Here is an 18,125-nt window from a genome sequence, read left to right on the forward strand (position 1 = left end):
TTGATCGAACGTTGAGGGCGTGTTTACGCCGTCACGAGACGGTAGGGGCATGCAGACGGATACCGACGTGCTCACCGCCCCCGACCTCTCCTGGCGCGAGAACGCCCTGTGCGCCCAGGCCGGACCGGAGTTCTTCTTCCCGGCCCCCGGCTCGTCGACCCGCGAGGCCAAGCAGCTCTGCGGGGCCTGCGAGGGGCGCCTCGCGTGCCTGGACTACGCGCTCACGCACGACGAGCGCTTCGGGGTGTGGGGCGGCCTCTCGGAGAAGGAGCGGGGGCGGCTCAGGCGCGCACAGCGCTCCTGAACCGCCCCCGGGGGAGTGCGGCGGTGCTCAGCCGGCGGCGCGCGCGGCCATCCGGGCCTTGCGGGCGGCGAGCTTCGCGTCGAACTTCGTGGCCTCCGCGTCCAGCCCGTTCATGTAGAGGCCCAGCTCCTCCTGGGCGCGCAGCCCGTCGGGGCCGAGACCGGTGATGTCCAGGACCTTCAGGTGCCGCAGGACCGGCTCCAGGACGTCGTCGTGGTGGATGCGCATGTTGTAGATCTCGCCGATCGCCATCTGCGCGGCGGCCCGCTCGAAGCCGGGGATGCCGTGTCCGGGCATCCGGAAGTCGACCACCACGTCCCGGACGGCCTGCATCGACAGGTCGGGGGCGATCTCCAGGGCGGCCTTCAGCAGGTTGCGGTAGAAGATCATGTGCAGGTTCTCGTCGAGCGCGATGCGGGCGAGCATCCGGTCGCAGACGGGGTCGCCGGACTGGTGGCCGGTGTTGCGGTGCGAGATGCGGGTGGCGAGCTCCTGGAAGGCCACGTACGCCACGGAGTGCAGCATCGAGTGGCGGTTGTCCGACTCGAAACCCTCGCTCATGTGCGACATCCGGAACTGCTCCAGCTTGTCCGGGTCGACGGCGCGGGAGGCGAGCAGGTAGTCGCGCATGACGATGCCGTGCCGGCCCTCCTCCGCGGTCCAGCGGTGCACCCAGGTGCCCCAGGCGCCGTCGCGGCCGAAGAGGCTGGCGATCTCGTGGTGGTAGCTCGGCAGGTTGTCCTCGGTCAGGAGGTTGACCACGAGCGCGGTCTTCCCTATGTCCGTGACCTTGGACTGCGCCGGGTCCCACGCCTCGCCGTCCTCGAAGAAGCCCGGGAAGTTCCGGGCGTCCGACCACGGCACGTACTCGTGCGGCATCCAGTCCTTGACGACCTTGAGGTGCCGGTTGAGCTCCTTCTCCACCACCTCTTCCAGCGCGTACAGCAAGCGGGCGTCGGTCCACCCTGCCGAGCTGCCGAGGTGGGGAGAGGTGAGCGTCACGGGGACTCCTGGGGACGGAGAAAGGGCAAACGGAACTACCTACGGCTTCGTAGGTTACGAGACCGTAGGTTAAGGCTCCGTAAGGCGGCGACCAAGCCCCACTTGAACGATGTCCGGTTACGTTCCGTTATGTACGCAGCTCGCGTCAGCCAAAAGAGACGCAGGTCACGTCCCGGGCGGTCACCCGTGAACAACTGATCGGCTACTCAGAGCAGATGATCGGCCGCGCCGGACTTCACCGCGGAGATCAGCGCGCGCAGCGCCTCCACCGAGTCGCTGACGTACTCGCCCGGGGCGAGGGTCGAGCCGATGTAGGCCCGGCCGGAGTCGTCGAGGCCGAAGCGGAAGCAGTTGGCCCCCTCGCTGCAGAAGGCGTCGCCCCAGGCGATGTCGACGGCGGCGTGGGCGGGGGCGGTGACGTTCACGGTGACGTTCATGGTGTGTCGGGGGTCCTTCACAGGTCCAGGGCTATCGAGCGGATGAACGCGCGGGAGTCGGCGGTGGACAGGGCCAGTCCGCGCAGCCGTTCCAGCAGCCCCTGGTACCGGCGCAGCTTCATGTCGGCGTCGAGGAGCATCGAGCCGTGCGAGGAGTCGAGCTGCACGGTGTCGAGCTGCGGTACGGGCGCGGACACATAGGTGAACGACTGTCCGGCCCCGGGGAAACCCCCGGCGGCGAACGGGATGGCCCGCACGGTGACGGTGGGCCGCTCGGACTGCTCCAGGATGTGTTCGAGCTGGGCGCGGGCGACCTTGGGACCGCCGAACTGCATGCGCAGCGCCGCCTCGTGGATCACGGCCTCGTACGGCACCGGCCGGTCCAGGACCTCCTGGCGGCGCAGCCGCAGGGCGAGCCGGGCCTCCAGGTCGGGGCCGGGCAGGAGGGGCACGGCGGTGTCGAAGACCGCCCGTGCCTGCTCCTCGGTCTGGAGGAGGCCCGGGATGTGGGTGGTCACGACGGTGGACAACTCGGCCGCGTGGAACTCCAGTTCGGCGATGTCCAGGAGGGCCGGCGGGAGGAGTCCGCGGTGCTCCTCCCACCAGCCGCGGTCCCGCTCCTGCGCCATGGAGGCGAGCAGGTCGACCAGGCCCGTGTCGGGGCAGCCGTAGTTGAAGGCCAGGGTCCGCACCCGCTCGGGGCTGATGCCGAAGCGGCCGGACTCCACGTTGGGGATGCGGGTGCGGTCGACGCCCAGGAGGGCGGCGGCCTGCTGGGCCGACATCCCCGACTGTTCGCGCAGTTTGCGCAGTTCTGCGCCGAGCCGCTGCTGGCGCGCGGTGGGGCTGCTCCTGGGTGGCACGTCGTTCTCCCTCGTCCTGCCGGGCGGCCCCTGCCGCCCCCGTTCCCGCGCCGCCGATCGCTCTCTGTCCGGAAACGGCGCCACTACGTGCAAGTAGTAGCACTGTGCTCCGCTTCTGCGCTACGGTCGGTAGCGCAAGTCTCACACGGGGCGACCGCGACCGTGTGCAGAGCACCCCCATGTACAGGAAATGTGAGCAATCCGATGAAGGGCGCCCTGCGTTGCCTTCCGGCCGCCGTCACGGCGGCCGGGCCCATACCCCCCGCCACGGAGAACCTCAGCTACTCGATGCTGCTCCCCGGTGGCGCCTACTGCGCGGGCCTCGCCCGCGGGGCCGTCCACGGCCTCCTCACCCGCCACGGTCTCGCCGAACTCGGCGACACCGCCTCCCTCGCCGCCTCCGAACTCGTCGCCGCCGCCTACCGGTTCACCCCCGACCGGGAGATGGCCCTGCGCATCCGCTGGCAGTACGACGCCCTGCGGATCGTCCTCTACGACCAGCATCCGGTCCACCACAAACCGGACGAGGCCGAACGCTGCCGCGACAGCCGCAGCCGCAGCATGTGGCTGCTGGCCGCGGCCGTCGAGGAACACGGCGGCGACTGGGGCCTGGCACCCGCCCTGACACCCGAGGGCGGAACCAAGTCCTGGGCCTTACTGCATCGTTGACCCCGGCACCGCCCGGAGCTCCTCCGCCGACGTCGGCCGCAACCGGCCGTCGAGGAGCAGCCGGCGGGTGATCCCCAGCGACTCCAAGAACGTCAGGTCGTGACTGGCCACGACCAGCGCCCCCTCGTACGCGTGGAGGGCCGCCGTCAGTTTCCGCACCGACGCGATGTCCAGGTTGTTCGTCGGTTCGTCCAGCAACAGCAACTGCGGAGCGGGCTCCGCCAGGAGCAGCGCCGCGAGCGCGGCCCGGAACCGCTCCCCGCCCGACAGCGTGCCCGCCGGCTGATCCGCCCGGGCACCGCGGAACAGGAACCGTGCGAGCCGGGCCCTGATCGCGTTCCCCGACGCCGTGGGCGCGAACCTGGCCACGTTCTCCACGATGCTCAGCCCGTCGTCCAGGATGTCCAGCCGCTGCGGCAGGAAACGGAGCGGCACCAGCGTCTCCAGCTCCCCCGACACCGGCTCCAGCTCCCCGGCGACCGTCCTGAGCAGCGTCGTCTTACCGGACCCGTTACGGCCCACCAGCGCGATCCGCTCCGGGCCCCGCAGCTCGAACGCGCCCTCGACCCGGGCCCCGTACCGCAGCTCCAGGTTCCTGATCCGCAGCACCTCGCGCCCCGGCGGCACCGAGGTGTGCGGCAGCTCGACGCGGATCTCGTCCTCGTCCCGCACCGCCTCCGCCGCCACGTCCAGCCGCTCCCGCGCCTCGGCCAGCCGGTCCGCGTGCAGGTTGCGGTGCTTGCCCGCCGACACCTGCGCCGCGCCCTTGCGGGTGTTGGCCACCACCTTCGGCACGACCTTGTTCTCGAAGCTCTTCTGCGCGTACCGCCTCCGGCGCGCCAGCTTCATCTGGGCGTCCGACAGCTCCCGCCGCTGCCGCTGGACGTCCGCCTCGGCGACCCGCACCATCCGCTCGGCCGCCTCCTGTTCGGCGGCGAGCGCCTCCTCGTACGCCGAGTACGGGCCGCCGTACCAGCTCACCCCGCCCTCGTGGAGGTCGGCGATCTGGTCGACCCGCTCAAGCAGTTCCCGGTCGTGGCTGACCACCACCATCACCCCGGACCAGCCCGCCACCGCCTCGTACAGGCGCGAACGGGCGTACAGATCGAGGTTGTTGGTGGGCTCGTCGAGCAGCAGCACGTCCGGGCGGGCCAGCAGCAGCGCCGCGAGCCGCAGCAGCACCGACTCGCCGCCGGACACCTCGCCGACCGTGCGGTCCAGGCCGATCGAGCCGAGCCCGAGCTGGTCGAGCGCCGCCCGGGCGCGCTCCTCCACGTCCCAGTCGTCGCCGATGACGGTGAAGTGCTCCTCCGAGGCGTCGCCCGCCTCCACGGCGTGCAGCGCGGCCCGCTTCCGGTCGATCCCGAGGATCGCGTCGACCCGCCGGCCGGTGTCCAGGACCAGGTTCTGCGGGAGATAGCCGATCTCGCCGGCCGTCCGCACGGAACCGGCGGTGGGCGTCAGCTCCCCGGCGAGCAGCCTCAACAGGGTGGACTTCCCCGAACCGTTCGTACCGACCAGACCGGTACGGCCGGGACCGACCGTCACCCCGAGGCCGTCGAAGACCTCGGTGCCGTCAGGCCACGAGAAGGAGAGGGAGGAGGTGGAGAGAAAAACGGGGTGATGAGATGACATGAGGGCCTCCGGTGCCGCGAGCACGGTGTGGGCGTGGGCGTGGTGCGACGCGTGAGACACCGGGGGCGCGGCCAGCATGAGGAACAGCTCGTCCACCGAGGTCGAGAACGGCACGCACGGCACAGGGGGCACGCGCGCGGCACGGTGTCTCGGGACCTCAGATGAACAACGTTCCTTCTCCGATCGGGAGGCGATCTGACCTCGTCGACCGTAGGACCCGCCCGGAGAGGAGGCAAGCGAATTACGGCGGCGCCTAGGGCAGTCCGCCCAGGAGCGCGGCCAGGTCCCGGTCCCAGTCCAGGTAGTGGTGCTCGCGCCCGGCCGGCACCAGGTGCTGCGAGCGCTCCAGGAAGAGACGCAGCTCCGAGGTGCGTACGTGCACCATCGCCACGCCCTCCGGGGCGTGGAACTCGACCACCGTGCGGTCGTAGCCGTACGGACGGAGCCGTACGTCGCCGTCGCCGGCGGGCCGCTCGACCCCCTGCACCAGCAGCTCCCGGGCGAACGCCCAGGAGACCTCGACGCCCTCCAGGGTCGCCGGGGGAGGGAAGGCCATGCTCACCGCGTAGGGGTCTTCGCGGTCGTAGCGAAGGGTGGCGGGGACGGTCTCCATCCGGGGAGCGGAAGCGACCAGACGGGCCTGGACGGGCTGCTCGATCACGGCGGACACGGCGGACTCCTCTCGCGTGGTTGCGATCCTGAGCGTCTCCCCGACACCAGGGCACCTGACACCCATGAAGACGTGCGGAACCGCCGGAACGTGCATTCACCCCCCACGTGAGGTGCGTCACCGCGGGACGAAACGGAAGCTCACGCCCCCCGGGCGTCCTCCGCGTCCTCGGGCGGACCCGCGCACGGCCCCGAGTGGTCGCAGTACGGCTGGTTCCCCGAGGCCCCGCAGCCGCAGAGCATCACCCGCGTCTCGCGCCGGACGCCGCGCTCGCCCGAGACCAGCAGGTCGCCGCGTACCACCAGCTGCCCGGTCGGGGTGCGGCGCACGGTGGTGGGGACGTCCGGGGGCTCCTCCCCGGCACGCTCCTCCGCGCCGGTGCCCTCCGCCGGGTGGTACTGGAGCGCGCCCGAGGGGCAGCGGCGGACGACCTCGGCGACCCGGTCCGGGGCGGCGGCGTCCGGCAGGATCCACGGGCGGCGGGACAGGTCGAAGACCTCGGGCAGTCCGTGGACGCACTCGGCCGCGTGCAGACAGCGGCGCGGCTCGAACGTGACGGTGATGCCCTCACCCTCGTACTCCTTGAGCCGCGGCTTCTCGACGATCGGGGACTCCGGCCCCGTCTCCGCCGTTCCCTTCTCCGCCGTTCCCTCGCTCATGCGCCCAGCCTAGAAACGCCCGGTGCGTCCCGCACCCCGGCGCCCCCTGGCGGACCCGGTGCACTCCGGCGCACCTGGCGCCCCCGACGCCCTCTGGACGGGCCGGGCCGCCGCCGCTAGCTTCCGGCGCCATGACACCTGTGCGAAAGACGCGACGCACGATGACGGCGGGACTGGCCGGACTGGTGGGGGCGGCGCTGGCGCTGACCCTCGCGGCCCCCGCGCGGGCCGGGGCGATCCCCACGGCCCCCGCGGCTCCCGCAGCCTCTGCCCCCGCCTCCGCCCCCGGGGTCGGGATCGGCTGGCAGCTCACCCCCACCGGGACCGACGTCCGCTTCCGGGGCCTCGCGGCGGTCGACCGCCGTACCGCCTGGGCCGCCGGCTCGAAGGGCACCGTCCTGCGCACCACCGACGCCGGCCGCAACTGGCGCGACGTCTCGCCGCCCGGCGGGGAGGGCCTGGAACTCCGCGACGTCGAGGCGTTCGACGCCCGCAGGGCCGTCGTCCTCGCCATCGGCGAGGGCGAGGCGTCCCGCCTGCTGCGCACCGAGGACGGCGGCGCCACCTGGACCGAGTCCTTCCGCAACACCGACCCGCGCGCCTTCTACGACTGCGTGACCTTCCTCGACCGTCGGCACGGCCTCGCCCTGAGCGACCCGGTCGACGGACGGTTCCGGATCCTCTCCACCCGTGACGGCGGGCGCACCTGGGCGGTCCTGCCGGACTCCGGGATGCCCGCCGCCCTTCCCGGCGAGGCCGGATTCGCCGCGAGCGGCCAGTGCCTGGTCACCGCGGGCCGCGGCGGGAGCGACGTCTGGTTCGCGACCGGCGGCGCCGCCACCGCCCGGGTCTTCCACTCGGCAGACCGTGGCCGCACCTGGACCGTCACCGACAGCCCGGTCCCGGCCGGCGACCCCGCCCGCGGCGTCTTCGCGCTCGCCTTCCGCGACCGCCACCACGGCCTCGCGGCCGGCGGCGACTACCGGGCCGGACAGCCCTCCCCGCGCGCCGCCGCCGTCACCGCCGACGGCGGCCGCACCTGGACCCCGGCCGCCACGCCCCCGCCCGCCTACCGCTCCGGAGCCGCCTGGCTCCCGCACGCCAAGGGCGCCGCCCTCGCCGTCGGACCCACCGGCACCGACCTCACCCGCGACGGCGGCCGCACCTGGCGGACCGTGGACACCGGCTCGTACGACACCGTGGACTGCACCCCGGACGGCGGCTGCTGGGCCTCGGGCGAGAAGGGCCGCGTCGCCCGGCTCGCCCACCGCTGAGCGCCAGGCGCGTCGGGCGCGGGCGCGTCGGGCACGGGGGTTCCGGGCACGGGAGTGCCGGGCGCGAGGATGTCAGGCCGGCGGCTGCTCGCGGTGGCCGGCCAGGCTCTCCACGGTCTTCGAGGCGTAGAACTCGGTGATCCGGTACGCGCACACGCCCTCGGCGCTGAAGGGGTCGGCCGCCGCGATCCGCTCGATCTCGGCCCGGTCGACCCCGGCCGCCAGGATCACCCCGCCGTCCCGCGGGTTCTTCCGCCCGGACGCGAGGAACACCCCGGCGGCGTACTGCTCGTCCAGCCAGGCGATGTGCGCGTCCATGAGGGCGTCGGCCCGCTCGACGGGCGCGGTGTAGGTCAATTCCAGTACGAACATGCGTCCAAGGCTACCGGCGGGGCCCGCCGGGACGATCACGCCCCGAGGGTCGAGGCGGCGGTCTCGAAGCGGTGCACGGTGGGCTTGCGCACCTCGTACAGATAGCCGAAGTACGCCGTCTCCGCCGTGCCCGTGAGCACCGCGTGCAGGAAGGCCGCGCAGCCCGGCCCGTGGTACTCCCAGAGCGGGCCGCGCCCCTCGTTGTAGAGCACGGGCCACGCGTCGGGACGCACACCCGGCCGCACCAGCCAGTACAGGAAGGCGCCCGAGCCCTCCTCGTACGCCCAGGGCACCACCCGCGCGCCCGGCTCCTCCAGCTCCACGGGCCGCTCCTCGCCGATCTCCCACAGCGATTCCAGGATCTCGTCGCGCTCCCGCGTCTGCCCGATCAGTTCGCAGTCGTCGCGGACCGCGCCCGGGGTGAGCAGCCACACCGTCTCGTCGAAGACCCCGGCGCCGTACGTGTCGACCAGCCGCTTGTAGTCGTCGGGGAGCGGCACCCCCAGCGCGCGTTCGGCCGCCGCCCAGTCCACGGCGGGCGGCCGTTCGGCGGGCGGCGGGCAGAGGCGTACGAGGTCGTCTATCGCGGTCACGGCCGGGAGGTTACCCGGTGCCGCCGCCGTAGGGTGGTCCGCATGGGGATCATCGGGGTTCCGGCGGGGTGGCCCGCCGACGAGGCGGCGGCACGGGACATGCAGCGCGGGCTGCGGGAGCGGCTGGTGCTGGACGAGGACGGGCCCGCGGTGGGGGAAGGCCACGTCACCGGGCTCGACGTGGCGTACGACGACGAGCGCGACCTCGTCGCCGCGGCCGCCGTGGTACTCGACGCCCGGACGCTGGAGGTCGTCGAGGAGTCGACCGCGGTGGGGCGGGTGTCCTTCCCTTACGTACCAGGGCTGTTGGCCTTCCGGGAGATCCCCACCGTGCTCGCCGCGCTGGACGCGCTCACCGCCGATCCCGGACTCCTCGTGTGCGACGGCTACGGCCTCGCCCACCCGCGCCGGTTCGGGCTCGCCAGCCACCTCGGCGTGCTCACCGGCCGGGCCGCGATCGGCGTCGCCAAGAACCCCTTCACCTTCTCGTACGAGCAACCCGGCCCGGACCGCGGCGACTTCGCTCCGCTGCTCGCCGAAGGGGAGGAGGTGGGACGGGCGTTGCGCACCCGGCGCGCGGTCAAACCCGTCTTCGTCTCCGTCGGACACCGCGTCTCCCTCGACAACGCCTGCGCGCACGCCCTCGCGCTCTCCCCGCGCTACCGGATCCCCGAGACCACCCGCCACGCGGACGCGCTCTGCCGCCGCGCCCTCGCCGAGGCACTGGCCACCGCGTAGGGAGTACCGGCAGCGGCTGAGTATCCGTACGGATACCCGTTGTCAGACCCCCACGGCACAGTGGCCGTCATGACCACGCCCGTGACCACCGACGCCCGCCGTTACTCCGACACTCGCCGTTACTCCGACGCCAGCCGTCACTCCGACGCCCGCCGTCACCCCGGTGCCCGCCGTCGCTCCGGCGGCCGCGCGCTGCCCGTCGCCCTTGCCGTCGCCGCGCTCTCGGCGCTCGCCTGGACCTGCGGCATCCTGTACGTCCTCGCCGACTGGACCACCGGATGAGCGGGCGGTGAGGCGCGGGGTTCACGCACGCCGGCGGGGCCCCCGAGACCGTCCTCCGGCCGGGCTTTGACCGGCGCGCGGGGTGGGAAGGATGTGCGGATGGACCTGCACACCACACCCCGACGGCTCGTCTCCTCCGGCTCCCCGCTCGAACCGGAGATCGGCTTCTCCCGCGCCGTACGGCACGGCTCGTACGTCTCCGTCGCCGGTACGGCTCCGATCGCGCCCGACGGCACCACCAGCGCGCCCGGCGACGTCTACGCCCAGACCGTCCGCTGTCTCGACATCGCCGAGGCGGCCCTGCGCGAGGCGGGCGCCCGCCTCGCGGACGTCGTCCGCACCCGCGTCCTGCTCACCGACGTCACCACCTGGCGGGAGGCCGCCCGCGCCCACGGCGAGCGGTTCGCCGACGTCCGCCCCGCCTGCACCTTCATCGAGGTGTCCCGGTTCATCGACCCCGCGTGGCTGGTCGAGATCGAGATCGACGCGGTCGTCACCGACCACACCGCGCCCGACATGATCGGCTGGTGAGCCCCACGCCGGGCGGCCGCCCCGCGGGTGCCGCCCGGACGCGTCACTCCGCGTGCGCCACCCGGAAGCGCAGCCCCGCCGCCCGCAGCCGGGCGATCAGGGCGTCGCCCATCGCCACCGCCGTCGTGACCTGACCCGCCGCCTTCGGCAGCGGGTCCAGGGCGAGGCAGAGCGCGGACTCGGCGAGCATCTTCGCCGTCTCGTCGTAGCCGGGATCGCCGCCCGACACCTCGGTGAAGACCCGCCGCCCGCCGCCCTCGCCGACGAAGCGGACCGTGAACCAGCTGCGGGCGCGCCGCTCGGCCGAGGGGCCGGAGCCCGCCTCGTACCGGTCCATCATCCACCGCCGCGCCGCGGGCAGTTGGGCCGCCGCGACGGCCGTGCCGAGCGCCGCCGTGCCGCCGAGCGCCATCGGGAGCGTCTTCACCGAGGCGTAGTGGCGGTAGCGGAAGTCGGGGCCGTACCGCTCCAGCGCGGCGGCCGACCGGGCCACCATCTGCGGGTCCAGGGTGGGCAGCGGCAGCGCCCAGGTCCCCGTCTCGGTGCTGAACCGGGGCGCGCCCAGCGGCGCGCGGGCCCGCCGGCCCACCAACCGGGGTGCGTGCAGGCGGCGTTCGCGCGCGGCCCTGGCCATCTCGCGGCCGCGCCCGAAGGCGGTCAGCGCGGAGGCGAACGTGCCGCCGGAGAAGACGGCGCCGGCCCGGACGAAGCCGTCGACGCGCAGCGGTACGCCCTCCGGGAGCTGCTCCACCGTGAAGAGCACGCCGAGGTCGTGCGGGACGGAGTCGAAACCGCAGGCGTGCACGATCCGGGCGCCGGTCTCCCGGGCGCGGGCGTCGTGGCGGACGTACATGAGGTCGACGAACTCGGCCTCGCCGGTCAGGTCGAGGTAGTCGGTGCCGGCGTCCGCGCAGGCCGCGACCAGGCCCTCGCCGTACCAGACGTACGGGCCGACGGTGGAGGCCACGACCCGGGCCGACACGGCGAGCTCGCGCAGCGAGGCGGGGTCGCCGGAGTCGGCGACGAGCAGCGGCAGGTCCGCGAGGTGCGGCCGGCCGGCGGCGAGCCGGTCCCGCAGCGCCGCCAGTCTCGCGGGCGAGCGCCCGGCGAGGGCCCAGCGGCACCCGGCGGGGGCGTGCTCGGCCAGATACTCCGCGGTGAGCTCGCCCACGAACCCGGTCGCCCCGTAGAGGACCACGTCGTACGGCCGCGCTCCGGCCTCCCGCCCCGCGTCCGCCCCTGTAGCCATCGAGCCACCCCTCCCGCCTTCTCGTACCGCCGTAGAAGTCTCGCCGTCACGCCTCGCCGTCACGTCGTCGGCGGAGGATAGCGGACCCGGCGGCCCCGCCGAATTTCCAAGCGCTTGCTCGGCCGGGGGGCTTGTGCCGAGTGGAACACGTTCCTAGCATCTCCGGTGTTACATCATTGGTGTCACACACTTCTGGGGGCTCGATGAACACGAGGCAGACCGAGCGGACGGGCCCGCTCGCCGGTGTCCGGGTCGTGGAGCTCGCCGGCATCGGCCCCGGTCCCTTCGCCGCGATGCTCCTCGCCGACCTCGGCGCCGACGTCGTCCGCGTCGACCGGCCCGGCGGCCCCGGCCTGGGCGTCGACCCGGCGAAGGACCTCACCAACCGCAACAAGCGCTCGGTCCTCGTCGACCTCAAGGCCCCGGACGGCCCCGCGACCGTCCTCGACCTCGTCGAGCGCGCCGACGTGCTGATCGAGGGGTACCGCCCCGGCGTCGCCGAACGCCTCGGCGTCGGCCCCGACGCCTGCCTCGCCCGCAACCCCCGGCTGGTCTACGGCCGGATGACCGGCTGGGGCCAGGACGGCCCGCTCGCCCTCACCGCCGGCCACGACATCGGCTACATCGCCGTCACCGGCGCCCTCGGCATGATCGGCCCCGACCCGGAGGGCCCGCCCGTCGTCCCCGCCAACCTGGTCGGCGACTACGCGGGCGGCTCCCTCTACCTGGTCATCGGCGTCCTCGCGGCCCTCCAGCACGCCCGCGCCCACGGCGAGGGCCAGGTCGTCGACGCCGCCATCGTGGACGGCACCGCCCACCTCACCACCATGATCCACGCCATGCTGGTGGCGGGCGGCTGGCAGGACCGGCGCGCGTCGAACCTGCTCGACGGCGGCTGCCCCTTCTACGGCGTGTACGCGACCTCCGACGGCGGCCACATGGCCGTCGGCGCCCTGGAGGAACGCTTCTACGACGAGTTCACCCGCCTCCTCGGCCTCGGCGGTGCCGACGCCAGCGCCGACGCCAGCGCCGAGGCCGACGCCGGGGCCGACGCCGGAGCCGGAGCCGAAGCCGGAGTCGACCCCACCGCCCTCCGCCGCGACCTAGCCCGCTGGCCCGAGCTGCGTGAGGCCGTCGCCGCGCGCTTCCGGAGCCGTACGCGGGCCGAGTGGACCGAGGTCTTCGAGGGCACCGACGCCTGCGTCGCGCCCGTCCTCTCGCTCCGCGAGGCTCCCGCCCACCCGCACCTCGCGGCGCGCGGCACCTTCGCCGAGCACGGCGGACTCGTCCAGCCGGCGCCCGCGCCCCGCTTCTCCGCCACCCCCGGCACGCTCCGTACCGGCCCCGCCCTGCCCGGCGCCGACACCGCCGAGGTCGCCCGCGACTGGGCCGTCCCCACCCTGCGTACCCAGGCCGCCCCGCCCACCCAGGAGTCGAAGACCGCATGAAGCGCACGCTCTACACCGAGGACCACGAAGCCTTCCGGGCGGTCGTCCGCACCTTCCTGGAGAAGGAGGTGCTGCCCCACTACGCGCAGTGGGAGAAGGACGGCATCGTCTCCCGCGAGGCGTGGCTCGCCGCCGGCCGCCAGGGCCTCCTCGGCCTCGCCGTCGAGGAGGAACACGGCGGCGGCGGCAACCCCGACTTCCGGTACGCCTCCGTCCTCGCCGAGGAGTTCACCCGTGCCGCCGCGCCCGGCCTCGCCATCGGCCTGCACAACGACATCATCGGCCCCTACCTCACCAAGCTCGCCACCGACGAGCAGCGGCGCCGCTGGCTGCCCGGCTTCTGCTCCGGCGAGATCGTCACCGCCATCGCGATGACCGAGCCCGGCGCCGGCTCCGACCTCCAGGGCATCCGCACCACCGCCGAGGACCAGGGCGACCACTGGGTCCTCAACGGCTCCAAGACCTTCATCTCCAACGGCATCCTCGCCGACCTGGTGATCGTCGTCGCGAAGACCACCCCCGAGGGCGGCGCCCACGGCCTCTCCCTCCTCGTCGTCGAGCGGGGCATGGAGGGCTTCGAGCGCGGGCGCAACCTCGACAAGATCGGCCAGAAGTCCCAGGACACCGCCGAGCTCTTCTTCACGGACGTCCGCGTCCCCAAGGAGAACCTGCTGGGCGAGCTGAACGGCGCCTTCGTCCACCTCATGACCAACCTCGCCCAGGAGCGCCTCGCCATCGCCGTCGCCGGGATCGCCGGCGCCGAGCACCTCCTGGAGCTCACCACCCGCTACGTCAAGGAGCGCGAGGCGTTCGGCCGGCCGCTCGCCAAGCTCCAGCACGTGCGCTTCGAGATCGCGGAGATGGCCACCGAGTGCGCGGTGACCCGCACCTTCGTCGACCGCTGCATCGCCGAGCATGCCGACCCGACCGGCCTCGGCCTCGATCCCGTCAACGCCTCCATGGCGAAGTGGTGGGCGACCGAACTCCAGAAGCGCGTCGCCGACCGCTGCCTGCAACTGCACGGCGGATACGGCTACATGAGCGAATTCCCGGTCGCCCGCGCCTTCACCGACGGCCGTATCCAGACCATCTACGGCGGCACGACGGAGATCATGAAGGAGATCATCGGCCGCTCCCTGCTCGGCTGACCGCAGACCTCCGTCCTCGGCTGACCACAGACCTCCCGCTCGTCGAAAAACCCTCACCGCGAAAGGCTTCCCGTGAGCACCGAAGCGTACGTGTACGACGCGATCCGCACCCCGCGCGGACGCGGCAAGGCCAACGGCGCCCTGCACGGCACCAAGCCCATCGACCTCGTCACCGGCCTGATCCGCGAGGTCCAGACCCGCAACCCGGGCCTGGACCCGGCCGCCGTCGACGACATCGTCCTCGGCGTCGTCGGCCCGGTCGGCGACCAGGGCTCCGACATCGCCCGGATCGCCGCCATCGCCGCCGGTCTCCCCGACACCGTCGCCGGCGTCCAGGAGAACCGCTTCTGCGCCTCCGGCCTCGAAGCGGTCAACATGGCCGCGATGAAGGTCCGCTCCGGCTGGGAGGACCTGGTCCTCGCCGGCGGCGTCGAGTCCATGTCCCGCGTGCCGATGGCCTCCGACGGCGGCGCCTGGTTCGCCGACCCGATGACCAACCTGGAGACGAACTTCGTCCCGCAGGGCATCGGCGCCGACCTCATCGCCACCATCGAGGGCTTCAGCCGCCGCGACGTCGACGAGTACGCCGCCCTCTCCCAGGAGCGCGCCGCGACCGCCTGGAAGGAGGGTCGCTTCGCCCGCTCGATCGTGCCCGTCGTCGACCGGGCCGGGCTGACCGTCCTCGACCACGACGAGTTCATGCGCCCCGGCACCACCGCCGACTCCCTCGCCCGGCTCAAGCCGTCCTTCAAGGACATCGGCGAGCTCGGCGGCTTCGACGCGGTCGCGCTCCAGAAGTACCACTGGGTCGAGGAGATCGACCACGTCCACCACGCCGGCAACTCCTCCGGCATCGTCGACGGCGCCTCGCTCGTCGCCGTCGGCTCGAAGGAGATCGGCGAGCGGTACGGGCTGACGCCGCGCGCCCGGATCGTGGCCGCCGCCGTCTCCGGCTCCGAGCCCACCATCATGCTCACCGGCCCCGCCCCGGCCGCCCGCAAGGCGCTCGCCAAGGCCGGCCTCACCATCGACGACATCGACCTCATCGAGATCAACGAGGCGTTCGCCGCGGTCGTCCTCCGCTTCGTCAAGGACATGGGCGTCTCCCTGGACAAGGTCAACGTCAACGGCGGCGCCATCGCGCTCGGCCACCCGCTCGGCGCCACCGGCGCGATCATCCTCGGCACCCTCGTCGACGAGCTGGAGCGCCAGGACAAGCGCTACGGCCTCGCCACCCTCTGCGTCGGCGGCGGCATGGGCATCGCCACCATCGTCGAGCGCGTCTGACCTCCCCGTCCGCACCCCTCATACCGGAGAAGCATCAGCCATGAGCGAGAGCACCACCATCCGCTGGGAGCAGGACGACACGGGGATCGTCACCCTCGTCCTCGACGACCCGAACCAGTCCGCCAACACCATGAACCAGGCGTTCCGCACGTCGATCATGGCCGTCGCCGACCGCCTGGAGGCCGAGAAGGACTCTATCCGCGGCGTCATCTACACCTCCGCGAAGAAGACCTTCTTCGCCGGCGGCGACCTCAAGGACATGATCCAGGCGGGCCCCGAGCACGCCCGGCCGATCTTCGACGCCGCGATGGACATGAAGCGCGCCCTGCGCCGCATCGAGACCCTCGGCAAGCCCGTCGTCGCCGCCCTCAACGGCGCGGCCCTGGGCGGCGGTTACGAGATCGCGCTCGCCTCCCACCACCGGATCGCGCTCGACGCGCCCGGCTCCAAGATCGGCCTGCCCGAGGTCACCCTGGGCCTGCTGCCCGGCGGCGGCGGCGTCGCCCGCACCGTACGGCTCATGGGCATCACCGACGCCCTCCTGAAGGTCCTCCTCCAGGGCACCCAGTACACCCCGAAGCGCGCCGTCGACAGCGGCCTCGTCCACGAACTGGCCGCCACGCCCGAGGAGATGATGGCCAAGGCCATCGCCTTCATCGACGCGCACCCGGAGTCGGTCCAGCCCTGGGACGTCCCCGGCTACCGCATCCCCGGCGGCACCCCGTCGAACCCCAAGTTCGCCGCCAACCTGCCGGCCTTCCCCGCCAACCTGCGCAAGCAGCTCAACGGCGCCCCCTACCCGGCCCCGCGCAACATCATGGCCGCCGCCGTCGAGGGCTCCCAGGTCGACTTCGAGACCGCGCAGGTCATCGAGTCCCGGTACTTCACCGAGCTGGTCACCGGCCAGACCGCGAAGAACATGATCCAGGCGTTCTTCTTCGACCTCCAGGCCGTCAACTCCGGCGCCAGCCGACCCAAGGGCATCGAGAAGACCCAGGTCCGCAAGGTCGCCGTGCTCGGCGCCGGCATGATGGGCGCCGGCATCGCCTACTCCTGCGCCCGCGCCGGCATCGAGGTCGTCCTCAAGGACGTCACCGCCGAGGCGGCCGCCAAGGGCAAGGCGTACTCGGAGAAGCTCTGCGCCAAGGCCGTCGCCCGGGGCCGTACGACCCAGGAGAAGGCCGACGCCCTCCTCGCCCGCATCACCCCCACGGCGGACCCGCAGGCGCTCGCGGGCTGCGACGCGGTCATCGAGGCCGTCTTCGAGGACACCACGCTCAAGCACAAGGTCTTCCAGGAGATCCAGCACGTCGTCGCGCCCGACGCGCTGCTCTGCTCCAACACCTCCACCCTGCCGATCACCGTCCTCGCCGAGGGCGTCGAGCGCCAGGACGACTTCATCGGCCTGCACTTCTTCTCGCCCGTCGACAAGATGCCGCTGGTCGAGATCATCAAGGGCGAGCGCACCGGCGACGAGGCGCTGGCCCGCGCCTTCGACCTGGTCCGGCAGATCAACAAGACGCCGATCGTCGTCAACGACTCGCGCGGCTTCTTCACCTCCCGCGTCATCGGCCACTTCCTCAACGAGGGCGTGGCGATGGTCGGCGAGGGCATCGAGCCCGCCTCGATCGAGCAGGCCGCGGCGCAGGCCGGCTACCCGGCCAAGATCCTCTCCCTGATGGACGAGCTGACCCTCACGCTGCCGCGCAAGATCCGCAACGAGACGAAGAAGGCGATCGAGGAGTCCGGCGGCGTCTGGGCCACCCACCCCGGCGAGGCCGTCATCGACCGCATGGTCGACGAGTTCGGCCGCCCCGGCCGCAGCGGCGGCGCGGGGTTCTACGACTACGACGAGGCGGGCAAGCGCGGCAAGCTGTGGCCGGGCCTGCGCGAGCACTTCACCAAGCAGGGGTACGAGATCCCCTTCCGCGACATGCAGGAGCGGATGCTCTTCGCGGAGGCCCTGGACACCGTCCGCCTCCTGGAGGAGGGCGTCCTGACCTCGGTCGCCGACGCCAACATCGGCTCCATCATGGGCATCGGCTTCCCGGCCTGGACCGGCGGCATCCTCCAGTACGTCAACGGCTACGAGGGCGGCGTGCCGGGCTTCGTGGCCCGCGCCCGCGAGCTGTCGGAGACGTACGGCGAGCGCTTCGACCCGCCGGCCCTCCTGGTGGAGAAGGCCGAGCGCGGCGAGACCTTCAGCGACTCCTGAAGGCGGACCGCAACTCCTCGCTCAGGGACCGCTGAAACGCGGTGACGAGGGCCTGGACCACCATCGGCTGCATGTGCGCCGAGAGCGACTTCATCGCGGTCAGGTGGTCCGGGTCCTCCCCGGTCTCCCGGTACGGGTTCCACACCTCCTCCTGGAACAGCCGCGCCAACTCCTGGGCGGCGGACCGGGCGTGGTCGAGGAGCACCGTCCGGGAGGCGAGGATCGTCTCGTGCCCGATGGGCACGTCGAGGAGTTCGACGCCCAGCCGCAGCAGGGAGGCGTCGAGCCGGAACACCCCGTCGTCGACGGTCGGCTCCAACACCCCGAGGGCCGCAAGCCGTTCGAGGTCGCGGTCGCCCAACTCCCGCCCGGCGCGCCGCTCCAGCTCCCGCCGGGTGATGGTCTCGGCGGACTCCGGAGCCCAGGACGCCACCAGCGCCCGGTGCACCGCGAGGTCCTGCGCGCTCAGGTCGGGCGGCAGCTGTTCCAGGTACCGCTCGATCGCGGCGAGCGTCATGCCCTGCCGCTGGAGCTCCTCGATGAGCGCCAGCCGCGCCAGGTGCTCCTGCCCGTACCGCCCGACCCTGCGGGGCCCGATCACCGGCGGCGGCAGCAGCCCCCGCGTGCCGTAGAACCGTACGGTCCGCACCGTGACCCCGGCCCGCGCGGCCAGCTCGTCGACGGTGTAGCCGGGCAGCAGTCCCTCGTCGCTCGCGTCCTCCATGGTTCAACAGTATTGCTGTCTCACC

General features: G+C 72.9%; 20 protein-coding genes. 10 read left to right on the forward strand and 10 right to left on the reverse strand.

Features of this window, described 5'->3' with window-relative positions:
- Positions 1-49: 49 nt before the first annotated feature.
- Entirely contained in the window at positions 50-304 is a 255-nt protein-coding gene (locus ACFXMG_RS30560) for a WhiB family transcriptional regulator (RefSeq protein WP_383820076.1), read from the forward strand.
- Between the two features lie 27 nt (positions 305-331).
- On the opposite strand, the gene ACFXMG_RS30565 is transcribed toward ACFXMG_RS30560, so the two are convergent.
- From ACFXMG_RS30565 to ACFXMG_RS30575, 3 genes are all read right to left on the reverse strand, one after another.
- Positions 332-1,306, reverse strand: a complete 975-nt coding sequence (locus tag ACFXMG_RS30565; protein ID WP_383820074.1) for an acyl-ACP desaturase — start codon at positions 1,304-1,306, stop codon at positions 332-334.
- Between the two features lie 206 nt (positions 1,307-1,512).
- On the reverse strand, positions 1,513-1,743 hold the full coding sequence (locus ACFXMG_RS30570) for a hypothetical protein (RefSeq protein ID WP_383820070.1): 231 nt from the start codon (positions 1,741-1,743) through the stop codon (positions 1,513-1,515).
- Positions 1,744-1,760: 17 nt separating this feature from the next.
- On the reverse strand, positions 1,761-2,606 hold the full coding sequence (locus ACFXMG_RS30575; protein ID WP_383820067.1) for a helix-turn-helix domain-containing protein: 846 nt from the start codon (positions 2,604-2,606) through the stop codon (positions 1,761-1,763).
- A gap of 192 nt (positions 2,607-2,798) precedes the next feature.
- Between ACFXMG_RS30575 and ACFXMG_RS30580 the strand changes: the two genes are divergently transcribed.
- Positions 2,799-3,275 carry an ATP-binding protein gene (locus ACFXMG_RS30580; RefSeq protein ID WP_383820064.1) on the forward strand — a complete coding sequence of 159 codons (477 nt, stop codon included), beginning with the start codon at positions 2,799-2,801 and terminating at the stop codon, positions 3,273-3,275.
- On the opposite strand, the gene ACFXMG_RS30585 is transcribed toward ACFXMG_RS30580, so the two are convergent.
- The 3 genes from ACFXMG_RS30585 to ACFXMG_RS30595 form a co-directional block, all read right to left on the reverse strand.
- Positions 3,261-4,910, reverse strand: a complete 1,650-nt coding sequence (locus ACFXMG_RS30585) for an ABC-F family ATP-binding cassette domain-containing protein (protein ID WP_383820179.1) — start codon at positions 4,908-4,910, stop codon at positions 3,261-3,263. The genes ACFXMG_RS30580 and ACFXMG_RS30585 overlap by 15 nt on opposite strands.
- Positions 4,911-5,163: 253 nt before the next feature.
- Entirely contained in the window at positions 5,164-5,580 is a 417-nt protein-coding gene (locus ACFXMG_RS30590) for an SsgA family sporulation/cell division regulator (RefSeq protein ID WP_383820061.1), read from the reverse strand.
- Between the two features lie 140 nt (positions 5,581-5,720).
- Positions 5,721-6,239 carry a (4Fe-4S)-binding protein gene (locus ACFXMG_RS30595; RefSeq protein ID WP_383820059.1) on the reverse strand — a complete coding sequence of 173 codons (519 nt, stop codon included), beginning with the start codon at positions 6,237-6,239 and terminating at the stop codon, positions 5,721-5,723.
- A gap of 131 nt (positions 6,240-6,370) precedes the next feature.
- Between ACFXMG_RS30595 and ACFXMG_RS30600 the strand changes: the two genes are divergently transcribed.
- The gene (locus ACFXMG_RS30600) at positions 6,371-7,513 is read left to right on the forward strand and encodes a WD40/YVTN/BNR-like repeat-containing protein (protein ID WP_383820056.1); all 1,143 of its coding nucleotides are present in this window, start codon (positions 6,371-6,373) and stop codon (positions 7,511-7,513) included.
- 72 nt (positions 7,514-7,585) lie between these two features.
- Here ACFXMG_RS30600 and ACFXMG_RS30605 read toward each other — a convergent pair whose 3' ends face one another.
- Positions 7,586-7,885, reverse strand: coding sequence for a YciI family protein (locus ACFXMG_RS30605; protein WP_383820054.1), 300 nt, complete (start codon positions 7,883-7,885; stop codon positions 7,586-7,588).
- Between the two features lie 35 nt (positions 7,886-7,920).
- Positions 7,921-8,478 carry an SMI1/KNR4 family protein gene (locus ACFXMG_RS30610; protein ID WP_383820051.1) on the reverse strand — a complete coding sequence of 186 codons (558 nt, stop codon included), beginning with the start codon at positions 8,476-8,478 and terminating at the stop codon, positions 7,921-7,923.
- Positions 8,479-8,520: 42 nt separating this feature from the next.
- Between ACFXMG_RS30610 and ACFXMG_RS30615 the strand changes: the two genes are divergently transcribed.
- From ACFXMG_RS30615 to ACFXMG_RS30625, 3 genes are all read left to right on the forward strand, one after another.
- Complete coding sequence (locus ACFXMG_RS30615; protein ID WP_383820049.1) at positions 8,521-9,216, forward strand: endonuclease V; 696 nt, start codon at positions 8,521-8,523, stop codon at positions 9,214-9,216.
- Between the two features lie 69 nt (positions 9,217-9,285).
- Complete coding sequence (mmpA, locus tag ACFXMG_RS30620; protein ID WP_383820046.1) at positions 9,286-9,498, forward strand: morphogenic membrane protein MmpA; 213 nt, start codon at positions 9,286-9,288, stop codon at positions 9,496-9,498.
- Between the two features lie 99 nt (positions 9,499-9,597).
- A complete protein-coding gene (locus ACFXMG_RS30625) occupies positions 9,598-10,029 on the forward strand; it encodes a RidA family protein (RefSeq protein WP_383820045.1) in 432 nt (143 codons plus the stop codon).
- A 43-nt stretch (positions 10,030-10,072) separates the two neighbouring features.
- On the opposite strand, the gene ACFXMG_RS30630 is transcribed toward ACFXMG_RS30625, so the two are convergent.
- Entirely contained in the window at positions 10,073-11,278 is a 1,206-nt protein-coding gene (locus ACFXMG_RS30630) for a saccharopine dehydrogenase family protein (protein ID WP_383820043.1), read from the reverse strand.
- Positions 11,279-11,481: 203 nt separating this feature from the next.
- Between ACFXMG_RS30630 and ACFXMG_RS30635 the strand changes: the two genes are divergently transcribed.
- The 4 genes from ACFXMG_RS30635 to ACFXMG_RS30650 all read left to right on the forward strand — a co-directional run bounded on the left by ACFXMG_RS30635 (position 11,482) and on the right by ACFXMG_RS30650 (position 17,376).
- Positions 11,482-12,726: a CaiB/BaiF CoA transferase family protein gene (locus tag ACFXMG_RS30635; RefSeq protein ID WP_383820041.1), complete on the forward strand. Its 1,245-nt coding sequence runs from the start codon at positions 11,482-11,484 to the stop codon at positions 12,724-12,726.
- Entirely contained in the window at positions 12,723-13,874 is a 1,152-nt protein-coding gene (locus ACFXMG_RS30640; RefSeq protein WP_383820039.1) for an acyl-CoA dehydrogenase family protein, read from the forward strand. The genes ACFXMG_RS30635 and ACFXMG_RS30640 overlap by 4 nt, the downstream gene beginning before the upstream one ends.
- 72 nt (positions 13,875-13,946) lie before the next feature.
- The gene (locus ACFXMG_RS30645; RefSeq protein ID WP_383820037.1) at positions 13,947-15,161 is read left to right on the forward strand and encodes an acetyl-CoA C-acetyltransferase; all 1,215 of its coding nucleotides are present in this window, start codon (positions 13,947-13,949) and stop codon (positions 15,159-15,161) included.
- Between the two features lie 40 nt (positions 15,162-15,201).
- Positions 15,202-17,376, forward strand: a complete 2,175-nt coding sequence (locus ACFXMG_RS30650) for a 3-hydroxyacyl-CoA dehydrogenase NAD-binding domain-containing protein (protein WP_383820034.1) — start codon at positions 15,202-15,204, stop codon at positions 17,374-17,376.
- Here the strand turns inward: ACFXMG_RS30650 and ACFXMG_RS30655 are convergent.
- Complete coding sequence (locus tag ACFXMG_RS30655) at positions 17,363-18,100, reverse strand: MerR family transcriptional regulator (protein ID WP_383820031.1); 738 nt, start codon at positions 18,098-18,100, stop codon at positions 17,363-17,365. The genes ACFXMG_RS30650 and ACFXMG_RS30655 overlap by 14 nt on opposite strands.
- Positions 18,101-18,125: the final 25 nt, after the last annotated feature.

The sequence above is a fragment of the Streptomyces sp. NPDC059201 genome (assembly GCF_042754585.1).
Classification (GTDB): Bacteria; Actinomycetota; Actinomycetes; order Streptomycetales; family Streptomycetaceae; genus Streptomyces.